General features: G+C 75.8%; 4 protein-coding genes and 1 pseudogene. 2 read left to right on the top strand and 3 right to left on the bottom strand.

Features of this window, described 5'->3' with window-relative positions; all coding sequences use genetic code 11:
• Positions 1-374: pseudogene (locus DZF91_RS26025) on the bottom strand (hypothetical protein); the annotation flags it as partial.
• Complete coding sequence (locus tag DZF91_RS26020; protein ID WP_117359827.1) at positions 371-1,102, bottom strand: (Fe-S)-binding protein; 732 nt, start codon at positions 1,100-1,102, stop codon at positions 371-373. The gene DZF91_RS26020 and the pseudogene DZF91_RS26025, both read right to left, overlap by 4 nt.
• A gap of 364 nt (positions 1,103-1,466) precedes the next feature.
• Between DZF91_RS26020 and DZF91_RS26015 the strand changes: the two genes are divergently transcribed.
• Positions 1,467-1,670 carry a DUF5999 family protein gene (locus DZF91_RS26015; RefSeq protein ID WP_117359826.1) on the top strand — a complete coding sequence of 68 codons (204 nt, stop codon included), beginning with the start codon at positions 1,467-1,469 and terminating at the stop codon, positions 1,668-1,670.
• Positions 1,671-1,879: 209 nt separating this feature from the next.
• Here DZF91_RS26015 and DZF91_RS26010 read toward each other — a convergent pair whose 3' ends face one another.
• Complete coding sequence (locus DZF91_RS26010; RefSeq protein ID WP_117359825.1) at positions 1,880-2,488, bottom strand: alpha/beta hydrolase family protein; 609 nt, start codon at positions 2,486-2,488, stop codon at positions 1,880-1,882.
• Between DZF91_RS26010 and DZF91_RS26005 the strand changes: the two genes are divergently transcribed.
• On the top strand, positions 2,487-3,008 hold the full coding sequence (locus tag DZF91_RS26005) for a PPOX class F420-dependent oxidoreductase (RefSeq protein ID WP_328589213.1): 522 nt from the start codon (positions 2,487-2,489) through the stop codon (positions 3,006-3,008). The two genes, DZF91_RS26010 and DZF91_RS26005, sit on opposite strands and share 2 nt — an antisense overlap.
• The last annotated feature ends 139 nt before the right edge of the window (positions 3,009-3,147 follow it).

Below are 3,147 nucleotides of genomic sequence, written 5' to 3'. Positions count from 1 at the left end.
GCCGCGCGGGCGGACGCGGCGCGCTCCTGCCGGGCGCCCGCGTCCGCGAGCGCCTCCTTCGCGGCCTCGGCGAACTTCGGTGGGCCCGGCTTTCCGTCCGCCTTCGCCCCGGAAGCCTCTCCCGGTCCGTCTGCGGCGACAGCGCGTCCGTCCTCGCCGCTCCTCGCCACGCGATGGTCTCTGCGTGCCCGGGGCACGGCCGCTCCGCGCCGCCGCGCCCCGCCGCCCTGCCCCGCTCCGGACACCAGGCCCAGCAGGGTGCCCGGACCGAACCCGCCGACCCCTTCAGCTCCCTCGGCTCGCAGGTCGGCGGCGTCCTCGGGGTCGCCGGGGTCCGGGGCGGGCGCTCCGCCCGCGGCGGCTCCGGGGCTCACGTGCCCTTCCCCGTGGACGCCAGGATCTCCGCGACGTGCGCCACCCGGACGCCCGCGCGCAGCCGGGACAGGGCTCCGCCGACGTGCGCCAGGCAGGCGTTGTCCAGCGCGCACAGGACGTCCGCGCCCGTGTCCCGGACGTGCCGGACCTTGTCGGCGACCATCGCCACCGAGACGTCGGCGTTCTTCACCGCGAAGGCCCCGCCGAAGCCGCAGCACTCCTCGGCGGACGGCAGCTCGACCAGCTCCAGGTCCCGCACCGCGCGCAGCAGCCGCAGCGGACGGTCGCCCACGCCCAGCCCGCGGGACGCGTGGCACGTCGGCTGGTACGCGACGCGGTGCGGGAACCGCGCCCCGACATCGGTCACCCCCAGGACGTCCACGAGGAACCCGGTCAGCTCGTGGACCTCCAGCGCGGCGGCGGCGCGCTCCAGGGCGTCGTCGCCCGCGGTCCGGGCGATGCTCCGGTAGGACGTGCGGACCGCCGCCGCGCAGGACGCCGACGGCGTCACGATCGTCCCCGCCCCGTCGAACACCTCGGTGAACCGCCGGGCGAGGGCCGCCGCCTCGCGCCGGTAGCCGGTCGTCCAGTGCAGCTGCCCGCAGCAGGTCTGGTCCGCCGGGAACACCACCTCGTGGCCCAGCCGCTCCAGCAGGCGCGTGACGGCCCGTCCCGTCCCCGGGAACATCGCGTCGTCGGCACAGGCGACGAAGAGCGCCACGCGCATGCGGGCCCCACCTCCCCTGGATCCGGCCCCGCCCCCGCCGCAATCGTAGGGCTCCGCCCCCCGCGCACCAGGGGTAAACGATCGCATCCCGAGCCGGTCGCGCGGCCGGTCCTGGACACCTCTCCGGACGAACCGGGATGTTATTTACGCACCGGACAGCGTGTCGTGCTCTTGTCGCGACCGATTCGGGGGCACGCTGATCACCTGGCCCCGAGGGTGAGTCCCATCACACCCGAGGGGTACCGAGGTACCACCGGACAATCGTCCCTTCGGGCTATGGCAGCCCGGGGTCGAACCGTTCCACACTCGGATGCGTCAGACAGAAGAGCACCACCCATCGAGTACCTGAACCGGAGGCACGCCGATGTGCCCACACCAACCGCACTGTCCCACCTCCGACGGACCGGACCGCGACGCCGCGCGGACGGTGGCCTCGCATCCCGAACAGGGATGGAGCCTGCTGTGCAACGGCGTCGTGGTCTTCGAGGACACCGGTGAGCTGCTGCCCGACGGGGCGGTCGTCGCCCCGCACCGTCCGACCGACGCGGGCGTCGGCGCGGTCGCCTGACCGGTCTCGCACGGGGGACTAGTCCTAACGGGTGATCTTCCTCGGGGGCGGCGGCCACCCGGCGGGCGCCACAGGCGTCCCGTCCGGCGGCGGCACCATGTACGAAAGAAGCAAGGGCCCCGGCCGAGCAGCCGGGGCTCCGCCATGTCCGGGCACGGCTCCCCGCCGGACCCGGCTCGGGCGGGGCGCCCGCGCCGGCCCGCCGTCCCTCAGGGCTTCGGGCGCGCCCAGCGGCGCAGCCAGGGCTCGACCGCCTCCCCCACCGCCCCGGGATCGCGGTTCAGGTCGTGCCGCTCCCCCGGCAGGACGACCACCTCGGCGGCGTCGGCCGGGTCCGGGACGCCCAACGGGTCGCGGTCGCCGTTCACGACCACCACCTCCACCCCCGCGCCGCGCAGCTCGTCCGCGCGCGACTTCTCCGGCCTCCCCGGCGGATGCAGCGGGAACGCCAGCGCCACCACGCCCGCAGCGCCCGCCTCCCGGGCCGTCCGGCAGGCCACCCGCGCGCCGTTGCTGCGCCCGCCCTGCACGAGCGGGACGTCCCCGAACCGGTCGCGCAGCAGCTTCACGATCTCCAGCCACGCCTCGTCCTGCCGCGCCGCCGAGCCGGGCGCCCGCCGGCCGGCCTTCCGGAACGGCTGCAGCACCCGCGCGACCGCGCCGCCGAGCCCCAGCGCGACCTCCCGGACGGCCAGCAGGTCCACCGCGTCCACCCCGCCGTTCGAGCCGTGCGTCAGCACCAGCAGGAACGCCGCCCCGGCCGCCCGGGGCTCGTCCACCGTCACCTCGGCGGCCCCGTGCGCCGTCATGATCTCCATGTGGCTCACGGTAGCGGCCCGCGCACCCGGAGCCGCGCCCGCCCCGTCCCGCCCCGTCCCGCACCGCCCCGTCCGCCACCTGGATAATGTGATCATGGAGCGGATGACGGCGGAGGAATGGCGGGCGTTCGTCCTCGAAGGGACCCGCACGGGCAAGGTCGGCGTGACCCGCAAGGACGGGTCGCCCCACGTGACGCCCATCTGGTTCCTGCTGGACGGCGACGACCTGCTGTTCACCACCTACGGGAAGGGCCTGAAGGCCCACGCGCTCCAGCGCGACCCCCGCGTGTCGATCACGGTGGACGACCAGGCGCCGCCCTACTCGTTCGTCATGATCGACGGCGTCGCCGCCCTCACCCGGGACCCGGACGAACTGCTCCGCTGGGCGACCGCGATCGGCGGCCGCTACATGGGCGCGGACCGCGCCGAGGAGTTCGGCAGGCGCAACGCCGTCCCCGACGAGTACCTCGTCCGCGTGCGCATCACCAAGGTCGTCGCCCAGCGAGGCATCGCCGACTGATCCGCCCCGCGAACCCGCTCCACGATGCCGCTTCCGGCGACGCGCCCGACCGGCGTGTCCACCCAAGGCGCCCGACCGAGGCGGCCGGCGCGGCCGGCAGGCGGCCCGCGGCCGGGCAGCGCGTCAGGCGTCGGGCCAG

This window comes from Actinomadura logoneensis, assembly GCF_003428695.1.
GTDB lineage: Bacteria > Actinomycetota > Actinomycetes > Streptosporangiales > Streptosporangiaceae > Spirillospora > Spirillospora logoneensis.
The sequence above is the reverse complement of the archived record's forward strand: the minus strand, read 5'-3'. Positions and strand labels throughout refer to the sequence as shown.